This is a genomic window from Streptomyces sp. NPDC034086 (assembly GCF_055575515.1).
Map to the genome: position 1 here is coordinate 181,699 of NZ_JBVISM010000009.1, position 17,461 is coordinate 199,159.

Sequence of the window (17,461 nt, forward strand, 5' to 3'; positions counted from 1 at the left end):
TTCAGGCGGCGGTGGCGGAGAAAGGCGAGCGGTTCGCGGTGAGTTCGAGGTAGGCCTGTTCCAGCGAGGCCCGTTCGTCGGCGAGTTCGAGTACGGCGATGCCCTCCCGGGCGGCGAGGACCCCGACCCGCTCGGCCCGTATGCCGTCGACGGTCCAGCGCCCTTCGTCGGCGACGGCCATGCGCAGGCCTTCGCGGGCCAGGGCGGCAGCCAGCCGGTCCGGCTCCGGGGTGCGCAGCCGCACCCTGGGTGTGCTGCGGGCATCGATGAACTCCTTGAGCGAGCTGTCGGCGAGCAGCCTGCCCTGCCCGAGCACGACGAGGTGGTCGACGAACGCGGCGGACTCGGCCATCAGATGACTGGAGACGAAGACCGTGCGCCCCTCGGCGGCGAGGCCGCGCATCAGCTCACGGATCCAGATGATCCCCTCCGGGTCGAGGCCGTTGGTCGGCTCGTCCAGCAGCAGCACGCCGGGGTCTCCCAACAGGGCAGCGGCTATGCCCAGGCGTTGGCGCATGCCCAGTGAGTAGGTGCCGATCCGGCGCCGGGCGACCGCCGCGATGCCGGCCTGCTCGAGGACCACGTCCACCCGGGCGGCCGGGATGCCGTTGCTGACGGCGAGGGCGAGGAGGTGGTCGCGGGCCCGGCGTCCCGCGTGGGCCGCCTGGGGGTCGAGCAGGGCGCCGACCTCCCGCAGCGGGCTCCGCAGGTCGGTGAACCGGATCCCGGCGATCGTGGCGGTGCCGGCGGTCGCCCGGTCCAGGCCCAGGACCAGGCGCATGGTGGTGGACTTGCCGGCCCCGTTGGGCCCCAGGAATCCGGTGACCCTGCCCGGCAGGACGTCGAAGGTGAGGTGGTCCACGGCCCGGCGGGTGTCGTGGTCCTTGGTCAGTTCACGGATCTCGATGCGCTTCATGGCTCAAGACTCGCCGTCCGGCCCCGGCCTTCCCCTCCCCCGTGCGAGGGTGCCGTCTCCCCCACGTGGGGGAGACGGCACCCGTTCCCCGCCTGCCACGATGTGGGCATGATCCGACTTCTCCGTGCCCCGTTCCGGCCGGTGACGTACTCGCGCTGGCTGCACCTGTGCGTCCCGCTGCTGCTGCTCGCCCTGTGGATGTTCATCAACCCGCGCAGTCCGTGGATGCCCCTGCTGATCGTCATACCGTTCGCGTTCGTGCCCTGGGTACGGCTGGCCGAAGGACTCCAGGCGCAGTTCCTGCTCTCTCCCCAGGACCGGGCCGGTGAGGAGAGCCTGATCAGCGCCGCCCCGTCGGCGCGCTGGGCTGACCGGTGGCGCACCTTGCTGTGGCTGGAGATACGGCTGGTGGTGTCCGGGGCCGCCATGTTCGCCAGCGTCTGCCTCCCGGTGGTGACCGTGGAACTGGCCGCGGTCGCGCTGGGGCACCCCACGGCCGATCCCATGCTGCCGTTCGTCCCGGCGCGCTGGGCCGCGGCCCTGCTCGCTCCGGTGCCGCTGGTCCTGCTGATCGCCGTCGTGGTGCTGCTGGGCGAGCTGATCACCGCGATCGCCCGCCTCCTGCTGGGGCCGTCCGCCGCCGAGCGGCTGACCGCACTGGAGGCGCGTACGGAACGGCTGCTGGAGCGGACCAGGATCGCGCGCGAACTGCACGACTCCATCGGTCACGCCCTGACGGTGGCGGTGGTCCAGGCGGGTGCGGCACGGGCGGCCGGGAACCCCGAGTTCACCGACCGCGCGCTGAACGCGATCGAGGAGACCGGCCGGGCCGCTCTGGAGGACCTGGAGCGGGTCCTGCTGGTCCTGCGGGAGTCCGCGCAGCCCCCGTCGCAGCGGCCGACCCTCGTGGAGGCGGACCGGCTGCTGGAGTCGGCGCGCGCCTCGGGGTCCGCGGTCGACGTGCGGCTGTCGGGCCCGCTGGAGAAGTTGCCGGGCCCGGTCACCCGCGAGGGGTACCGGATCCTGCAGGAGGCGCTCACCAACGTGCTGCGCCACTGCGGTCCCGTTCCCATCCGGGTGCGGGTCGGCGTGACCGCGGACCTGCTGGACCTGGAAGTGACGAACCCGGTGTCGGTGCGCCCGGTCCTGACGACGGGTGGCGGCAGTGGGCTTCGCGGCATGCGCGAGCGGGCCGCGCTGCTCGGCGGCGAGGCGGAAACCGGGCCCCACGAGGGTGGTTGGCGGGTGCGCGCGCGGCTCCCGCTGGAGCCAATACCCTGACCGGATGCCGGTTACCGTACTGCTCGTCGACGACGAGCCCCTCGTGCGCGCGGGTCTGCGTGCCGTCCTGGAAGTCCAGCCCGACATCGACGTGGTGGGTGAGGCCGCGGACGGCGCGTCCGTCATCCCCCTCGTACGCCGGCTGCGGCCGGACGTGGTGGCGATGGACGTACGGATGCCGCTGCTCGACGGGATCGAGGCGACCAAGGCGGTCCTGCGGTCGGTGGACGCGCCGCCGAAGATCCTCGTGGTCACCACCTTCGAGAACGACGAGTACGTCTATCGGGCGCTGCGCGCCGGCGCCGACGGCTTCCTGCTCAAGCGGGCCCGCCCCTCGGAGATCGTGCACGCGGTGCGGCTCGTCGCCGAGGGCGAGACCCTCCTCTTCCCCGCGGCCGTGCGGGCCCTCGCGGCCGAGTACGGCAACCGGGAGGCCCGCGAGGTCCTCAAGCGGGCCGGGCTGACGGAGCGCGAGGAGTCCGTGCTGCGGCTCATGGCGCGGGGGCTGACCAACGTGGAGATCGCCCGCGAGCTGATCGTGGGCACCGAGACGGTCAAGTCCCATGTCAGCGCGATCCTGGGCAAGCTGGGGGCGCGTGACCGGACGCAGGCGGTGATCACGGCGTACGAGTCCGGATTCGTCTCGCCGGCCTGAGGGAAGGCGCTCGTTCCGGCTGAGGGGGGCCGCTTCTCGCCGCCGCGGCGGGGGCGCAGTACGATCCGCCTGACAGGGCCGCTAGCTGGGAGGACACACGTTGGGGCAGCTGACCGGCGGGGATCCCTCTCTGCTGCGGCGCATCAATTCGGCCGTGGTGCTGCGCGCGCTGCGGTCGGCCGGATCGTCCACGCTCACCGACCTGACCCGGCTGACCGGGCTGTCCCGGCCGACCGTCGAGGGGGTCGTGGAGGGACTGATCGGCACCGGCCTGGTGGTCGAGGCGGTCGCCGAGGAAGGCGCGCGGCGGCAGGGCCGGCCGGCGAGGAGGTTTCGCTTCCGCGCCGAGGCCGGGCACCTGCTGGGCATCGAGATCGGCTCGCACCGGATCGCCGTGCTGCTGTCCGGGCTCGACGGCCGGGTCATCGGGGCGGGCACCAAGGAAGTCTCCGAGACGGCTTCGGCCGACGAGCGCCTGGAGCGCGTCAGGGCGGCGGTCGCCGATCTGCTGCGCCGGGCCGGGATCCCCCGCGACTCCCTGCGCGCGGTCGGGGTCGGCAGCCCCGGCATCGTCGAGGCCGACGGAACGGTCCGCCTGGGCACGGCCCTGCCGGGCTGGACGGGGCTGCCGCTCGGCGAGCGGCTGCGGCGTTCGTTCCGCTGCCCGGTCCAGGTGGAGAACGACGCCAACGCGGCGGCCGTCGCCGAGCACTGGAAGGGCGCGGCGCGCGACACCGGCGACATGGTGTTCGTGATGGCCGGGCTCAGCCCGGGCGCCGGCTCGCTGATCGGCGGACGGCTGCACCGGGGCTTCGGCGGCGCGGCGGGCGAGATCGGCGCCCTGCACCTGCTGGGGCGTGAAGCCACCCCGGAGCGGCTGCTGTCGACGACGGGCGAACCCCTCCATCCGCTGGACGAGCCGGCGGTGGCCGAGGTGTTCGCGATGGCCAAGCGGGGCGACGAGCGTGCGGTGGCCGCGGTGGACCGGTTCCTCCAGCGGCTCGTCCACGACGTGGCGGCGCTGGTGCTGGCGATGGATCCGGAGCTCGTGGTCGTGGGCGGCTGGGCTGCCGGTCTGGACGGGGTCCTGGATCCCTTGCGCCGGGAACTGGAGCGCTACTGCCTGCGCCCGCCGCGGGTGGCGCTGTCCCTGCTCGGTGAAGCCGCCGTGGCCACGGGGGCCCTGCGCCTCGCCCTGGACCACGTGGAGGAAGAACTGTTCACGGTGGAGAAGACGGTCACCGCCCGCCGGTGACTCCCGGCCCCCGGGTCCGCCTCGTGGTGGCCCCGGACGCGAAAGACCCCGGGGCCACGTGGGCTGCCGGGGTCCGCGTGTGCGCGGCGGTTCGGGCGGGGGCGCTGTCAGGAGGCGGCGCGGGTCTCCGTGATCTCCACGCCGGAGTCGCCGAAGGTGAGGCGGCAGGTGTCGGCGCGGTAGGTGGCCACCGAGACGGCGGCGGTGCCCGCGGCGGTGAAGTAGCGAGTGGTCACGAGGAGCACGGGCGCGCCGGGCAGCCGGTCCAGTTCCCTGGCGTCGTCGGCCCGGGCAGAGCCCAGCTCGACCGAGCGGTCCTGCCCCTCCAGAGGGAGGCGCCGGAGCTCCCTCATGACGGCCCGCGCCCGGGCGGGGCCGGTCGGCGCGTCGATGGCGGAGAGCCCGGGCACGGAGGCCGAGGGCACGTACAGCAGTTCGGCGGCGACGGCCTGGCCCTGCGTGACGCGGGTCCGGCGCACGGTGTGCACGGGCTCGCCGGCCGCGGTTCCGAGGAGCTTCAGGACGGCGGCGGCGGGGACGGCCTCGACCGCGTCCACCGCTTCCCAGCCCTCGGTGCCCTCGTCGGGCCAGCCGTGCCGGGCGCCGCCGACGGCGACGCCCACGCGCGGCGGGGCGACGGTGGTACCGACCCCGCGGCGGCGCTGGAGGCGGCCTTCGAGCTCGAGCTGCTCCAGCGCCTGTCGCAGGGTGGCGCGGGCCACTCCGAAGCGCGCGGCGAGCTCACGCTCGTTCGGCAGGACCTCGCCGACCGCGAAGTCCTGGTCCAGCGCGTCGCTGAGCACGGTCTTCAGGTGCCAGTACTTCGGCTCCGGCACCGATTCGAGCTGCGTCGTCCCCACCCTGACTCCTCCTGCAATCGCCGCTGTCACCGTGCCCGGCATCGCCGTGCGCCAGCGGCGTTTCCGCGCCGCAGTTCCGCGCCCTTGTTTATTAAAGGTTCCTGCACTATCCGCGACGATAGGACGGCGCTCCCCCTTGGTCAAGACCAATCCTGGCCGCTTTGCCGGGCACACCGGGCATATGTAGCAAGCCGTTCACAGGATGTTCGTGCCCCGCACCCGCCCCGTCGCGGGAATTTCGTACGGGCTTGTGCCCGCGACTACCGGGCGGTAGTCATGGACCGGTCACTACTGACGGCCTGTCTCGTACGCGTCCCCCGACGAGGAGCAGCATGACCGCCACGGTCTCCTTCACGATCGATTCGCCGCTGGGCCCCCGCACCGCCACCGTCGCCCACGAGCGCGTGGGGTCCGGCGAACCGCTCCTCCTGCTGCACGGCATCGGCCACCACCTGCGGGCCTGGGAACCGGTGACCGACCTCCTGGCCGCCGATCACGAGGTCATCGCGGTCGACCTGCCCGGCTTCGGTGACTCCGCGCCCCTGCCCCCGGACGTCCCGTACGACCTCGGCACCCTCACCGCCGCCCTCGGAGCGCTCTGCGCGGCGCTCGGCGTCGAGCGCCCGCACGTCGCGGGCAACTCCCTGGGCGGACTGCTCGCCCTGGACATGGGCCGCAGGGGTCTGGCCCGCTCGGTCACCGCCCTGTCCCCCGCCGGGTTCTGGACGGAACCCGAGCGGCGCTACGCCTTCGGCGCGCTGCGCGCCCTGCGCACCGGGGCCAGGGCGCTGCCCCTGCCGGTCCTGGAGCGGCTCTCGCGCAGCGGCCCCGGCCGCGCCGCGCTCACCGGCGCCATCTACGCCCGCCCGGCCCGGCGCGCCCCGGAGGCGGTGGTCGCCGAGACCCTCGCCCTGCGGCGGGCCACCGGCTTCGAGCGGACCCTCGCCGCGGGGGGCTCCGTACGGTTCACGGACGACGTTCCCGGACTGCCCGTCACGATCGCCTGGGGCACCCTCGACCGGCTGCTGCACCGCCACCAGGGCGTCCGCGCCAAGCACACCGTCCCCGGGGCCCGGCTGATCCGGCTCCCGGGCTGCGGACACGTGCCGATGAACGACGATCCGGCGCTGGTGGCGCGCGTCATCCTGGACACCGCGCGGGCGGCGGCCGGGCAGCGGCCGTGACCGGCTGACGGTTGTTCACCCGCGGTTCGCGTGGGGGACGCGGTCGGTCCCGTGTGCGAAGGCACACTGGTCCGTCCCGCCCCCCGCCGGCCCTGGAGACGCACCCATGGCACCGATGCCGCACACCCGACGCACCCTGCTCGGCGGTTCCCTCGCCGTCCCGCTCGGTCTCGCGCTGTCCGCCGCGCCGGCCACACCGGCCAGGGCCTCCGGCCGCCGCGCCCCCGGCTTCGTCCGCGCCGGCCGTCCGGCCGCGCTCTGGGGGACCCAGTCGGGAGAGGTCACCCCGCACTCGGCCACCGTCTGGACCCGCTCGGACCGTCCAGCCCGGATGTATGTGGAGACCTCCCCGAGCGAGTCGTTCCGCTACGGCGTCCGCCGCCACGACGGCCCCTTCCTCGGCCCCGCCACGGACCACACCGGCACCGTCACCCTGCGCGACCTGCCGCCCGGCCGGCAGATCCACTACCGGGTCGTGCTCACCGACCCCGACGACCCGCGCCGCTCCGGCGAGCCGGTGCGCGGCACCTTCCGCACCGCTCCCGTCTCCCGCCGCCACGACGTGCGCTTCCTGTGGTCCGGGGACCTGGCGGGGCAGGGCTGGGGCATCAACCCCGAGCTGGGCGGGTACCGCGTCTTCGGCGAGATGCGCCTGCGGGACCCCGACTTCTTCCTCTTCAGCGGGGACACCGTCTACGCCGACGGCCCCATCAAGGCCGCCGTGCCGCTGCCCGACGGCCGCGTCTGGCACAACGTCACCACCGAGGAGAAGTCCCGGGTGGCGCAGACCCTGGACGAGTTCCGGGGGAACTTCCGCTACAACCTGCTCGACGGCAGCCTGCGCGACTTCTACGCCCAGGTCCCCGTCGTCGCCCAGTGGGACGACCACGAAGTGCGCAACAACTGGTACCCGGGGCAGCTCCTCGACGACCCCCGCTACACCGTCAAGGACGTCGACACCCTCGCCGCCCGCGCCCGCCGCGCGTTCGGCGAGTACTTCCCGGTCACGGACCTGCGGGGCGGACGCGCCGAGGGGCGGATGTACCGGGTGCTGCGGCACGGCCCGCTGCTGGACGTGTTCGTGCTGGACATGCGCACCCACCGCGACGCCAACTCGCCCGGCCGCCGGACCGACGACCCGGTCGGCATCCTCGGCGCCGAGCAGCTGGCCTGGCTGAAGCGGGAGCTGTCGCGTTCCCGCGCCACCTGGAAGGTGATCGCCGCCGACATGCCGCTGGGCATCGTCGTCCCGGACGGGGCGGTGGACTTCGAGGCGGTGGCGCAGGGCGACCCGGGGGCACCGCTGGGGCGCGAACTCCAGATCGCGGAACTCCTGCGGCACGTCAAGCACCAGCACATCACCGGCACCCTCTGGCTCACCGCCGACGTCCACTACACCGCCGCCCACCACTACGCGCCCGAGCGCGCGGCCTTCTCCGACTTCGCGCCGTTCTGGGAGTTCGTGTCCGGGCCGATCGGTGCGGGCGGCTTCCCGGACGGCCGGCTCGACGCCACCTTCGGGCCGCGGACGGAGTTCGTCCGGTCGGCGCCGGTCGCCAACATGTCCCCGGCCGAGAACCCCCCGTACTACGGGGAGGTCGAGATCGACGGCGGCAGCGGGGAGCTCACCGTCCGGTTGCGGCGCGAAGGAGGCGGCGTACTGTTCACGAAGTCCCTCCAGCCCGGCCGCGTGGGGCAGCCGTGACGGGCAGCGGGGTCCACGTCGTCCGAAAGCCGCTGGAAAACCCGGCGAAACAGGCCAGAGCGACGCTTAACCAGTCGGTCACAGACCGTTCGTGATCACGCAACACCCCTGGGTCACAGTGGTCGGCATGACTGACCGTAACCCCGCCTTCCACGCCCCGCGCCCCCACCGTCACCACTGGCGCCGGGACCTCGTCGAACTCGCCGCCCTCTTCTGCGCCGTCGCGGTCGCCGACGGCATCGCCAACCTCGTCGCGCACGGCCCCGACGGCCCCGTCCTGCTCGTCGCCTCGGCCGTCGCGCTCCTGGTCACGGCGGCCTTCCACACCTGGTGGGCGCGCCGGCACAGTCATGCGCCGCCCCCGGAGCGCAAGGCCGCCCCCGGTGCGCCCGCCCCCGCGCCGACGGCATCCGCCACCCCGGCGCTGTGGCGGATGCGGACCACGGTGCGCGACGAGCCCGGCAGCCTCGCCGCGCTGTGCACCGCCCTCGCCCGCGAAGGCGTCGACATCCTGTCCCTCCAGACGCACCCCCTCCCCGAAGGCGGCACGGTCGACGAGTTCCTGCTGCGCTCCCCGCGCGAGCTGCCGTCCGCCGGCCTGAGCCGGGCCGTCTCCCAGGCCGGCGGCCGCAGCACCTGGATCGAGCGCGCCGACGCCCACGACCTGGTGGACGCCCCCACGCGGGTCCTCGGCCTGGCCACCCGGACCGCCCTGGACGCCGCCGAACTCCCCCTCGCACTGCGCCAGCTGCTCGGCCGCTGCACCATCCAGTCGATCCCCGCCACCACCCTCTCGGGCCGCCCCAACGCCGGCGCCGACGCCCCCGTCGAAGGCGTCCTGGAGTCCACGGTGATGCGGCTGCGCGACCCCTCGGGCGGCGCGATCACCGTCGAACGACCGTATCTGCCCTTCACCCCGACCGAGTTCGCCCGTGCCCGCGCCCTCGTCGAACTCGACGCCCGCCTCGGGCCCCGGATCCCCCGGAGCCAGGACGTGCTGACCCTGCCCGAGGGCAACGAGATCACCGTGCGCCGCGCCGACGGCGACGACCTGGAGGCCGCGAGCGCCATGCACGAGCGGTGCAGCGAGCGCACCCTCGGCCTGCGCTACCACGGCCCCGTCGCCGACGCCGACCGCTACCTCGGCCACCTGCTGAGCCCCCGCTTCGGCCGCACCCTCGCCGCGACCACCGCCTCCGGCAAGCTGGTCGCTCTCGGCCACCTGCTGTGGGACGGCGACGAGACCGAGGTGGCCCTGCTCATCGAGGACGACTGGCAGCGCCGGGGCATCGGTTCGCAGCTGCTGCGCCGCCTCGTCGCGATGGCCGTCGAGGCCGGGTGCGACAGCGTGTACGCCGTCACCCAGGCCTCCAACACGGGGATGGTCGCGGCGATGCGCGGCCTCGGACTGCCCCTCGACTACCAGATCGAGGAGGGCACCCTGGTGATCACCGCCCGGCTGGACGCGACCCCGGTCGTCTCCCGCCTTCCGTACGAGGTCCCGCGCGAGCGGCCCCGTACGGAACGCGGCACGGCCCCGGGCCCTGACCGGAGGCCGTAGGTTCCCGGCCGCCCGGCCCGTCCGTCAGGAGGCCGGGCGGCTATGGTGATGACGCGGGGGCCTCGCGCGTACGAAGATGGCCGCATGTCAGAGACCCTCCACACCGACAGCGCAGCGCGTCTGCCCCGTCAGGTCGCCGACGCCTACGTCGACGACCTCATCGCCCTCGACCCGATCCAGGGCACCTACCTCGGCGTTGCCGCCAGCTCCGGCAAGCTGCCGGACTACTCCCCCGCCGGCCGTGCCGCCGTCGGCGAGCTGCTGCGCACCACCCTCGCCCGGCTGGACGCCGCCGAGCGGCTGCCCGGCGCCGGCACCGACGCCGAGCGTCGCTGCGCCCGGCTGCTGCGCGAGCGGCTGAGCGCCGAACTCGCGGTGCACGAGGCCGACGAGGACCTGCGGGCCGTGAGCAACATCCACTCCCCCGCGCACGCCGTCCGTGAGGTCTTCACCCTCACCCCGGCCGACACCGAGGACGACTGGGCCGCGATCGCCGAGCGGCTGCGGGCCGTGCCGGCCTGCTTCGCCGGCTACCGCGAGAGCCTGGCCCTCGGCCTGGAGCGCGGGCTGTTCGGCAGCCCGCGCCCCGCCGCCACCTTCGTGGAGCAGCTCACCACCTGGGCCGGCCAGGACGGTGACGGCTCCCGGGACTTCTTCGGGGAGTTCGCCGCCGCCGGCCCCGAGTCCCTGCGCGCGGAGCTGGACGGGGCGGCGGCCGGTGCGACGGCCGCCGTGGCCGAACTGCGCGACTGGATGCGCGACGTGTACGTACCGGCCGTCGCGGACGCCCCGGACCCGGTGGGCCGCGAGCGGTACGCCCGCTGGTCGCGCTACTTCAACGGCACGGACCTGGATCTGGACGAGGCGTACGCCTACGGCTGGTCCGAATACCACCGGCTGCTCGCCGAGATGAAGGCCGAGGCCGCCAAAATCCTCCCGGGGTGCGGCGACCCGTGGGACGCCCTGCGGCACCTGGACGAGCACGGCACCCACATCGAGGGGGTCGACGAGGTCCGCGCCTGGCTCCAGGGCCTGATGGACGAGGCCATCGAGAACCTCGACGGCACCCACTTCGAACTGGCCGAGCGCGTCAAGCGGGTCGAGTCGATGATCGCCCCGCCGGGAGGCGCGGCGGCCCCGTACTACACCAATCCCTCCGAGGACTTCTCCCGCCCGGGCCGCACCTGGCTGCCCACCATGGGCCAGACCCGCTTCCCCGTGTACGACCTCGTCTCCACCTGGTACCACGAGGGCGTTCCGGGGCACCACCTCCAGCTCGCGCAGTGGACGCACGTCGCGGACCAGCTCTCCCGCTACCAGGCGAGCGTCGGGCTCGTCAGCGCCAACGCCGAGGGGTGGGCGCTGTACGCGGAGCGGCTGATGGACGAGCTGGGCTACCTCAAGGACGCCGAGCAGCGCCTGGGTTACCTGGACTGCCAGATGATGCGTGCGGCGCGCGTGATCGTGGACATCGGCATGCACCTGGGGCTGGAGATCCCGGCGGATTCGCCGTTCCACCCGGGCGAACGCTGGACGGTCGGCCTGGCGCAGGAGTTCTTCGGCCTGCACAGCGGGCGGCCGGCGGACTTCGTCGAGAGCGAGCTGACCCGCTACCTGTCGATGCCGGGGCAGGCCATCGGCTACAAGCTGGGTGAGCGCGCCTGGCTGTTGGGCCGGGACAACGCCCGGGCGGCGCACGGCGACTCCTTCGACCTGAAGAAGTGGCACATGGCGGCGCTGTCGCAGGGTTCGCTGGGCCTGGACGACCTGGTGGACGAGCTGTCGCGGCTCTGAGCCTCCGGTTCGCGCACGGCGGCGGGCCGCCCGCCCCCTCCTGGGGGGGCGGGCGGCCCGCCGCCGTGGGAGCGGCTCAGCAGCCGCAGTCGTCCGAGTCGGTGGGAGCCGTCAGCGGGTCGGCCTCGGCGCGCCGCTGCGGACCCTGCCAGGTCTCGACCTCGAATCCCTCGCGGATCCAGTACTCGATGCCACCGAGCATCTCCTTGACCTGGAAGCCGAGTTCGGCCAGGGCGAGGGCGGAGCGGGTGCCGCCGTTGCAGCCGGGGCCCCAGCAGTAGGTGACCACGGGGACGTTCTTGTCGAGCAGCTTCTCCGCCTGCTCGGGAATCAGGGCGGTCGGCAGGTGGATCGCGCCGGGCACGTGGGCCTGGTCCCAGGAGGGGGTGGAGCGGGAGTCGATCAGCTGGAAGCCGAGGTCGGCGCCCTGCTCGCGGTGGGCCTTGAAGGCGGCGGCGACGTCCGAGACGTCCGCGTGGAAGGCCAGGCTCGCCGCGAAGTACGCGGCGGCGGCGGCCGGACTGGCCGGAGGGACCCGAAGCACGGGGTTCGCGGGGGCCGGGGCGCTGGTCTGGGGCTGCGTCGTCGTCATGGCTCAGAATCTACGAACTGTTGATCACAGCGGGAAGCGGTTTTCCCCGGCCTTTCCCTTGTTCCTCCGGGGATTCCCCTGCTAGACCTGCACCATGACCGGTTATTCCCCCGACGCCACCGACTGGCGGATCCTGGCGGCCCTCCAGCGGGACGGCCGCGCCAGTTTCACGGAGCTCGCCCGCGCCGTGTCGATGTCCGCGAGCGCCGTCACCGAGCGGATCCGCCGGCTGGAGGAGGCCGGGATCATCATCGGCTACACGGCCGTGGTCGACCACGAGAAGCTGGGCAAGGCCATCCTGGCGCTGGTGCGGCTGCGCTATCCGCACGGCAACTACAAGCCGTTCCACGACTTCCTGGAGGCGACCCCCGAGATCCTGGAGGCCCACCACGTGACCGGGGACGACTGCTTCGTCCTGAAGGTGGCGGCCCGTTCGATGGGCCACCTGGAGGAGGTCACGGGCCGGATCGCCGGGCTCGGCCCGGTGACCACCAGCATCGTGTACTCGTCCCCGCTCGCCCGGCGGCCGCTCAGTCCGTGACGCCCGCCGTGTGGTGGCGCACCACCGAGCCGCCGCGCTGTTTGACGATCTCCAGCTGGGCCTGGACGCGGGTGCGCAGGTCGCCGACGTGGCTGACGATGCCGACGCTGCGGTCCCGCTCGCGCAGCGAGTCCAGTACGTCGAGCACCTCGTCCAGGGACTGGTCGTCGAGGCTGCCGAAGCCCTCGTCGATGAAGAGGGTGTCCAGACGCATGCCGCCGGCCTCGTCGGTGACCACGTCGGCCAGCCCCAGGGCCAGGGCGAGGGAGGCGAAGAAGGTCTCGCCGCCCGAGAGGGTGGCGGTGTCGCGCTCGCTGCCGGTCCAGGCGTCCAGGACGTGCAGCCCGAGGCCGGAACGCCCGCGTCCGCCGGCCCGGGCGTCGGAGTGGACGAGGGTGTAGCGGCCGCCGGACATGCGCAGGAGCCGTACGGTCGCGGCGGCGGCGACCTGCTCCAGCCGCGCGGCCAGGACGTACGCCTCCAGGCGCATCTTGCGCTCGTTGTCGGCGGAGGTGCCCGCGGTGAGCCCGGCCAGGCGGGCCACCCGCTCGTACGCCTCGCGCAGCGGGCCCAGGGCGCGCAGCTCCTGCTCCGCCTGGCGCGAGAGCCGATCCAGTTCGGCGCAGCGCACCCGGGCCGCGTCGACGGCCGAGCCGGCGGCGCGCAGCCGGGCCGCGGCCCGCTCCTCGGCGGCCGCGGCGGCGGCCGGATCGGCGGGGGGCAGGGCGGCCGCCGCGGCGGTGTCCCGCTCGGCCCGCCGGTCGGCCAGCATCGCCTCCTCGGCCTGCCAGGCGTCCAGGCGGTGCTGGAGCGCGGTGCGTTCGTACTCCGGCAGCACGGCGTCGGCCGCCTGCTCGGTGGTGTCGAACCCGGCCTTGAAAGCGGCGTCGGCGAGCTGGTCGTCGGCCTCCTTCAGCCGGGCGGCGGTGGTCTCGGCCCGGCGCAGCGCGGCGGCGGCCGTGGTCACCATCCGGATCCGGTCCTCGAGGGTGCGGGCACGGGCGGCGACGCTGGGCGAGTCGGCCCGGACGAGGACCAGTTCGGCTTCGAGGGAGGCCTGCTCCTCGTCGAGGGCCTCGCGCCGGGACGCCCGGGCGGCGGCACGGCGTTCGGCTTCGAGCCGTTCGGCGCTGCGGGCGGCGTGCTCCCGCTCGGCGCGGGCGAGCCGCTCGCGGGCGGTGTGCAGGGCGGCCGCGTCCGCGTGGGCGGCGGCGTGGCGGGCGCTCAGGTCGGCGGTGAGGTCGAGGAGTTCGGCGGTGGTGGCGTCCCCGGCGGCCGAGGCCGCCTCGGCCTGCGCCTCCCGGACGGCGGCGAGCCGGCGCTCGACGGCGGCCCTGCGCTCCTCGGCCTGCTCGAAGCGGGCGTGGGCGGCGTCCTCGGCGGCGCGGTCCACGTGCCCGGGCGCGGGGCGGGCGGGCGCGGGGTGCTCGGCGGACCCGCACACCGTGCAGGGTTCCCCGGGGGTCAGGGCACCGGCGAGTTCGGCGGCGATGCCCCGCAGCCGGGCCTCCTTCAGCTCCAGCCAGGTCTCGCGGGCGGCGGACGACTCCTCGCGCGCCCGCAGCAGTTCGCCCGCGGCGGCTTCGGCGTCGGCGGCGAGGGCGTCGCGGCGCCGGGCGGCGGTCAGCTGCATCCGGGCGGGCTCCAGCCGCCCGGCGAGCTGCTCGGCCAGGGTGAGGGCCTGCTGCGCGGAGTCGACCCGCTCCTGGAGGGCGGTGCGGGTGGCCTCCCAGCGGGCGAGCCACTCGGCGGACTCCTGGTACCGCTCGTCGGCGTCCCGGGACTCCCGCTCCAGCGTGGCGCGCTCGCGGCCGATCTCGGCGCTGCGCTGTTCGGCCCGCTGGGCGGCGCCGGCCGCGCCGAGGTCCTCGCGCAGGCGCTGCTCGACGGCGGCGAGCTGTTCGGCGCCGGCTTCGGCGAGGCCCGGGGGGAGTTCGGCCCGGGCGAGGGTTTCGGCGTGCGCGGCGGTGAGGTGGGCGGCGGCCGCGGCTCCGCGCAGTTCCAGGGCGGGGGCCACGAGGGCGCCCCGGCGGGCCCGGTCGAGCAGGGCCCGTACCCGCTCGCGCTCCGGTGCCGCCTGCGCCAGCAGGGCCGCCCGGCGGGCGGTTTCGGCGTGGCGGCGCTGGAGCCGGTCGAGTTCCCGCGCCTCCTCGGCGTCGCGCCGGGCGGCGGCGTGCCGTCCCTCGACGGCGGCGAGGGCGTACTCGGCGACGGTGAGCCGCTCGCGGGCGGAGCACCGGGCGACGGCCGCCCAGGCCCGGACCGCCTCGGCCAGCCCGGGGTCGCCGGGCTGGTGGCGGGGCAGCGGCCAGGCGCGCAGGTCGGCGCTGTCTCCGGCGGCCTGAGCGAGCCGCTGGGCGGCGGCGAGCACCTTCTCGTCGCCGGCCCGCACCCTGGCCTCGGCGGCGCGGCGACGTTCGGCGAGCAGGGTTTCGACGGCGGCGAAGCGGCGGGTGTCGAAGAGCCGCCCGAGGAGCCGGCCGCGGGCTTCGGCCCCGGCCCGCAGGAACTGGGCGAACTCCCCCTGCGGCAGCAGGACCACCTGGCAGAACTGTTCGCGGCTCATGCCGAGGAGCTGCTCGACCTCCTCGCCGATCTCCTGGTGGGAGCGGCTCAGGGCGGTCCAGCCGTCCCCGGTGTGCTCGCGCAGCCAGGACTGGGCCTTGTCCCTGGTGGTGCCGGTGCCGCGCTTCTTGGGGCGGTCCTGTTCGGGGCGGCGGGTGATCTCCAGCCGGCGCCCGCCGACGGTGAGTTCGAGGGTGACCTCGGTGGGGGTGCCGGGGGCGGCGTGGTCGCTGCGCAGTGTGGTACCGGGGGCTTGGCGGGAGCCGGGGACGGATCCGTAGAGGGCGTAGCAGACGGCGTCGAGGACGGAGGTCTTGCCGGCGCCGGTGGGGCCGTGCAGCAGGAAGATGCCGGCGCCGGAGAGGGCGTCGAAGTCGATGGTCTGGGGTTCGGCGAAGGGGCCGAAGGCGGTGATCCGGAGCCGGTGGAGCCTCATCGGCCGGCCTCCTGACGGCCGTCCTCGGCGCGTACGTCCTCGAACGCCTCGCGCAGCACGGTCCGCTCGGCCTCGTCGGCGGTGCCGCCGCCGCGTACGTGGGCGACGAAGTCCTCGGCGATCTCCTGGTCGCTGCGGCCCTTGAGGCGCTGGGCGTAGGAGGCGGTGCCCTCCTCCCGGCGGCCCTCGGGGTCGAAGGCGAGGCTGAGGGTGTGCGGAAAGCGGGCGGCGAGCCGGGCCATGGGGTCCTCGGGCCGGGTGGGGTCGGTGAGGGTGGCCTCGATCCAGGAGTCCTCGTACGCGGCGTGCGCGGGGTCTTCGAGGAGGTCCTCGAGCCGTCCCCGCAGCCGGGCGAGGGGGCGGGGGACGGGAGTGTCGATCCGCTCGGCGGTGATCTCCCCGCCCGGGCCGAGGTCGACCAGCCACATGGTCTTGCGGTGGGCGGCCTCGGAGAAGGAGTAGGCGAGCGGGGAACCGGAGTAGCGGACCCGTTCGTTGATCGTCTGGCAGCCGTGGAGGTGGCCGAGGGCCGCGTAGTCGACCCCGTCGAAGACGGAGGCGGGTACGGCCTCGACCCCGCCGACGGCGATGTCGCGCTCGCTGTCGCTGGCCTGCCCGCCGGTGACGAAGGCGTGGGCGAGGACCACGGAGCGGGTGCCGGGGGCCCGGCCGGCCAGGTCGGCCCGGATCCGGTCCATGGCCGCGCCCAGCACCGCCTCGTGGCTGACCTTCTCCGCGGCGAAGGTGTCCTTGACCAGTGCAGGTTCCAGGTAGGGCAGCCCGTAGAAGGCCACGTCGCCGTGTACGTCGGCCAGCACCACGGGGTCGGCGCAGCCGGCGGGGTCCGTCCTGAGGTGGATCCCGGCCCGGCCGATGAGCCCGGCGCCGACGCCGAGGCGGCGGGCCGAGTCGTGGTTCCCGGAGATCATCACCGTCGGGACGCCGAGGTCGGCGAGCCGGTGCAGGGCCTTGTCGTAGAGCTCGACGGCGGGCAGCGGGGGCACGGCGCGGTCGTAGACGTCCCCGGCGACGAGGACGGCGTCGACCCGGTGCTCCCGGACGGCTTCGACGAGGTGGTCGACGAAGGCCGCCTGGGCTCCGAGGAGGTTGACGCGGTGGAAGGACCGTCCGAGGTGCCAGTCGGAGGTGTGCAGGAACTTCACTCGACCGCTCCAACCCGCACGCTTGTTCTCCTCTGGCTCCGCACCGACCACCCAGGCTAACCGGTACCGGGGCACCCGTCGGCCCGGCCGGCGGGTCCGCCCGCCGGCCGGCACCCCGGCCGCCGCGCAACCGCTGCGGCCGGACTCCGCGGCGACGGGGGGGAGTTGAGGGGAACGGCCGGGGCGCGGCGGACGCCGGGTTCAGCCGTCGCCGTAGGCCTCGCCGCCGAGCTCGAAGCCGGCGGTCCCGGCGGTGACGTCGGCGAGCCAGGCGCGGAAGGCCTCGACGTCCGCCTCCGGGAGGCCGATCTCGATGGAGACGGCCTCGCCGTAGCGCACGTCCAGCACGGCGCGGCCGGTGGAGCGCAGGTCGTTCTGGGTCTTGCCGGCCCGCTGGTGGTCGACGGTGACGGTGGCCAGCCGGTACCGGTGGCGGGTGACGGTGCCGAGGACGTCGAGCGCCTCGCCGACGACCCCGCCGTAGGCCCGGATGAGCCCTCCGGCCCCGAGCTTCACGCCGCCGTAGTACCGGGTGACCACGGCGACCGCGTACCGGATGTCGCGCCGGGTCAGCATCTGCAGCATGGGCACGCCGGCGGTGCCGCCGGGCTCGCCGTCGTCGCTGGCCTTCTGGACGGAGGCGTCGGCGCCGATGACGTAGGCGTAGCAGTTGTGCGTGGCGGCGGGGTGCTCCTTGCGGACGCGCGCGATGAACTCCTGCGCCTCCCGCTCGGTCGCGGCGGGCGCGATCGAGCACAGGAAGCGCGAGCGGTTGATCTCCGCCTCGTGCGTCCCCTCACGGGCCACCGTCACGTACTGGTCTGCCTTCACCGCTCCACCCTAATCCGTGGTGAAGGGCGGTCCGGCCGCATCGGAACGGGGCGGGCTGTCGAGAGCGCCAGGGCCGTCACGTCTGGCTCCACCCGGGCCGCGACGCCTCCGCGCGGGTCTCG

At 74.7% G+C, this 17,461-nt stretch carries 14 protein-coding genes; 8 read left to right on the top strand and 6 right to left on the bottom strand.

Annotated features, from left to right (window positions below):
• Nucleotide 1: 1 nt before the first annotated feature.
• Nucleotides 2-916, bottom strand: a complete 915-nt coding sequence (locus tag ACZ514_RS21515; protein ID WP_469125406.1) for an ATP-binding cassette domain-containing protein — start codon at nt 914-916, stop codon at nt 2-4.
• Nucleotides 917-1,024: 108 nt separating this feature from the next.
• Between ACZ514_RS21515 and ACZ514_RS21520 the strand changes: the two genes are divergently transcribed.
• The 3 genes from ACZ514_RS21520 to ACZ514_RS21530 all read left to right on the top strand — a co-directional run bounded on the left by ACZ514_RS21520 (nt 1,025) and on the right by ACZ514_RS21530 (nt 4,107).
• Nucleotides 1,025-2,197 (top strand): sensor histidine kinase, encoded by a 1,173-nt coding sequence (locus ACZ514_RS21520; protein WP_468165532.1) that lies wholly within the window; start codon nt 1,025-1,027, stop codon nt 2,195-2,197.
• A gap of 4 nt (nt 2,198-2,201) precedes the next feature.
• The gene (locus tag ACZ514_RS21525) at nt 2,202-2,852 is read left to right on the top strand and encodes a response regulator (protein ID WP_469125407.1); all 651 of its coding nucleotides are present in this window, start codon (nt 2,202-2,204) and stop codon (nt 2,850-2,852) included.
• Between the two features lie 100 nt (nt 2,853-2,952).
• Nucleotides 2,953-4,107 (top strand): ROK family transcriptional regulator, encoded by a 1,155-nt coding sequence (locus ACZ514_RS21530; RefSeq protein ID WP_469125408.1) that lies wholly within the window; start codon nt 2,953-2,955, stop codon nt 4,105-4,107.
• Nucleotides 4,108-4,214: 107 nt separating this feature from the next.
• Here ACZ514_RS21530 and ACZ514_RS21535 read toward each other — a convergent pair whose 3' ends face one another.
• Entirely contained in the window at nt 4,215-4,967 is a 753-nt protein-coding gene (locus ACZ514_RS21535; RefSeq protein WP_468165526.1) for a GntR family transcriptional regulator, read from the bottom strand.
• Nucleotides 4,968-5,299: 332 nt separating this feature from the next.
• Here ACZ514_RS21535 and ACZ514_RS21540 point away from each other — a divergent pair, with 332 nt between their 5' ends.
• The 4 genes from ACZ514_RS21540 (at nt 5,300) to ACZ514_RS21555 (ending at nt 11,211) form a co-directional block, all read left to right on the top strand.
• Nucleotides 5,300-6,151, top strand: coding sequence for an alpha/beta fold hydrolase (locus ACZ514_RS21540; RefSeq protein ID WP_469125409.1), 852 nt, complete (start codon nt 5,300-5,302; stop codon nt 6,149-6,151).
• 106 nt (nt 6,152-6,257) lie between these two features.
• On the top strand, nt 6,258-7,856 hold the full coding sequence (locus tag ACZ514_RS21545; protein WP_469125410.1) for an alkaline phosphatase D family protein: 1,599 nt from the start codon (nt 6,258-6,260) through the stop codon (nt 7,854-7,856).
• A 127-nt stretch (nt 7,857-7,983) separates the two neighbouring features.
• Nucleotides 7,984-9,417: a GNAT family N-acetyltransferase gene (locus ACZ514_RS21550; RefSeq protein ID WP_468694255.1), complete on the top strand. Its 1,434-nt coding sequence runs from the start codon at nt 7,984-7,986 to the stop codon at nt 9,415-9,417.
• Between the two features lie 84 nt (nt 9,418-9,501).
• A complete protein-coding gene (locus ACZ514_RS21555; RefSeq protein WP_469125411.1) occupies nt 9,502-11,211 on the top strand; it encodes a DUF885 domain-containing protein in 1,710 nt (569 codons plus the stop codon).
• A gap of 76 nt (nt 11,212-11,287) precedes the next feature.
• Here the strand turns inward: ACZ514_RS21555 and ACZ514_RS21560 are convergent, their stop codons facing one another.
• The gene (locus ACZ514_RS21560) at nt 11,288-11,803 is read right to left on the bottom strand and encodes a rhodanese-like domain-containing protein (protein WP_468165516.1); all 516 of its coding nucleotides are present in this window, start codon (nt 11,801-11,803) and stop codon (nt 11,288-11,290) included.
• 94 nt (nt 11,804-11,897) lie between these two features.
• On the opposite strand from ACZ514_RS21560, the gene ACZ514_RS21565 reads away from it, so the two are divergent.
• A complete protein-coding gene (locus ACZ514_RS21565) occupies nt 11,898-12,344 on the top strand; it encodes an Lrp/AsnC family transcriptional regulator (protein WP_468165514.1) in 447 nt (148 codons plus the stop codon).
• Here ACZ514_RS21565 and ACZ514_RS21570 read toward each other — a convergent pair.
• The 3 genes from ACZ514_RS21570 to ACZ514_RS21580 form a co-directional block, all read right to left on the bottom strand.
• Nucleotides 12,334-15,345, bottom strand: coding sequence for an AAA family ATPase (locus ACZ514_RS21570; protein ID WP_468165512.1), 3,012 nt, complete (start codon nt 15,343-15,345; stop codon nt 12,334-12,336). The two genes, ACZ514_RS21565 and ACZ514_RS21570, sit on opposite strands and share 11 nt — an antisense overlap.
• Complete coding sequence (locus tag ACZ514_RS21575) at nt 15,342-16,508, bottom strand: exonuclease SbcCD subunit D (RefSeq protein WP_468165510.1); 1,167 nt, start codon at nt 16,506-16,508, stop codon at nt 15,342-15,344. The genes ACZ514_RS21570 and ACZ514_RS21575 overlap by 4 nt, the downstream gene beginning before the upstream one ends.
• 201 nt (nt 16,509-16,709) lie before the next feature.
• Entirely contained in the window at nt 16,710-17,339 is a 630-nt protein-coding gene (locus tag ACZ514_RS21580; RefSeq protein ID WP_467893624.1) for a YigZ family protein, read from the bottom strand.
• Nucleotides 17,340-17,461 lie beyond the last annotated feature (122 nt).